Source organism: Actinomadura chokoriensis (assembly GCF_041463665.1).
GTDB classification, from domain to species: Bacteria; Actinomycetota; Actinomycetes; order Streptosporangiales; family Streptosporangiaceae; genus Spirillospora; species Spirillospora chokoriensis_A.
The window spans coordinates 1-1,928 of the sequence record NZ_JAXCEJ010000068.1 but is presented as its reverse complement, the minus strand read 5'-3'; the positions used below and the strand labels follow the sequence as shown (position 1 = coordinate 1,928).

2 protein-coding genes are annotated in these 1,928 nt (G+C 63.4%); both read right to left on the bottom strand.

Going from position 1 to position 1,928, the window contains the following annotated elements; genetic code table 11:
* On the bottom strand, positions 1-206 hold a 206-nt coding region (locus SM418_RS37890), incomplete at its 3' end, for a beta-ketoacyl synthase N-terminal-like domain-containing protein (RefSeq protein ID WP_371966183.1).
* A 26-nt stretch (positions 207-232) separates the two neighbouring features.
* On the bottom strand, positions 233-1,928 hold a 1,696-nt coding region (locus tag SM418_RS37885), incomplete at its 5' end, for an acyltransferase domain-containing protein (protein WP_371966181.1).

The following is a 1,928-nucleotide window of genomic DNA, read 5'->3' as shown; positions in this document are numbered from 1 at the left end:
CCCGCCACCGCATCACCACCAGCAGCAACCAGATCCCACAACTCCTCCGGAGAACCCACACCCCCCGGAAAACGACAACTCATACCCACAATCGCAATCGACTCACTCAACGCAGCAGCCAGCTGCCGATTATGCTGCTCAAGCTTCTCATTTTCGATCAGCGAAGCCCGCAGCGCTTCAACAACCTCATCACGGGATGCAGTCACCGCAAACCTCCAAGATTATCACTAGATCAAGACTCAGCGGTTCGCGTGGGATCAGAAACTTTACTGTGGGCCATTCGAACCAGACCCTCCACATCCAATCCATCAATCACATTAGCCTTATTGTCGATCAACCGAGTCAAGTCCTCGGATTCGCCGTTTGCAAGTCGCAGCAGAGCGTCCACCAACCCGGCCTCTCGGAGCCTCCCGATCGGGATGCTGGCCAACACCCGACGGAGCTCGACCTCATCGGCACCACCCCCCACCCTCTCCACGCCAGGAGACCCCAAAAGCTTTCCTCGCAGTAGTCCGACCAGGGTGGTGGGGGTGGGGTAGTCGAAGATCAGGGTGGGCGGCAGGTGGAGTCCGGTGGCGGTGTTGAGTCGGTTCCGCAACTCCACCGCAGTAAGGGACTCAAATCCCAGGTCCTTGAAGGCGCGGGTGGGTTCCACCGCCTGTGGCCCGCCGTGGCCCAGGACGGCGGCAGCGTGGGTCCGGACCAGGTCGAGCAGGACCCGGTCCTGCTCGACCTCAGGCAACTCGACTAGCAACTGTTTTAGAGAAGAATCATTGGCTTCAGTGCCACCATCTGAATCAGCACTGATATCTACATCCACACACCGTTGAATGCCTGAAGTAATGGACAGTTGATCACGATGTTGCTTACGCCACGACGACAACACCGGAAGAAGCGTGTCCAACGAGGAGCGCGCATCACCCCCCTCCAGCCCCAGAGTCACCGCCAAAGCCTGCGCATCCCCAGACTCAACCGCACCCCAAAACGAAGCATCCGCCGGGTTCAGCCCCGAGCCGACGGCTGTGTCCTCACCCGCGCCCTGGGCCGGCGTCTCCAACCAGTACCGCTTGCGCTGGAAGGCATAGGTCGGCAACTGCACCGCAGAGGGCCGTCCAGGGAACACCGCCTCCCAATCCACCGCCCCTCCACGCACAAACACCTCACCCAGCGAGATCAGGAACCGTCCCAGACCGCCTTCGTCGCGGCGCAAAGAGCCCACCACGACCGCATCGCTGCCCAGGTCTTCCAGAGTCTCCTGCACTCCCATGGTCAGCACCGGGTGCGGACTGACCTCGACGAAAACGCCGTGCCCGGCCCCGACCACGACCCGGGCGGCCTCTTCGAAACACACGGTGTTCCGCAAGTTGCGATACCAGTAGTCGGCGTCCAGCCCAGTGGTGTCCATCAGCTCCGCGGTCACCGTCGAATAGAACGGAATCGCCGCCGGGCGCGGGCTGATCCCGGCCAGCACCTCCAAAAGCCGTTCGCGCAGCGACTCCACCTGCACCGAGTGCGAGGCATAGTCCACCGGCACCCGCCGGGCCCGAACCCCCTCGGCCTGGCATTCGGCCAGCAACTCCTCCAGCGCCGGCACCTCACCCGACACCACGGTCGAACCCGGCCCATTAATCGCTGCGACATCCAGCCGGCCATCCCAGCGTCGCAGCCACTGCCGCACCCGCTCCACCGGCGCCGACACCGACACCATCCCGCCCCGGCCCGCCAGCACCGCCAACTCCCGGCTGCGCAACGCCACCACCTGGGCGGCATCCTGCAAGGACAACGCCCCAGCCACACACGCCGCAGCAATCTCCCCTTGAGAATGCCCAACCACCGCGGCCGGTTCCACCCCATAAGAACGCCACAACGCAGCCAACGACACCATCACCGCGAACAACACCGGCTGGACCACATCCACCCGGTCCAAC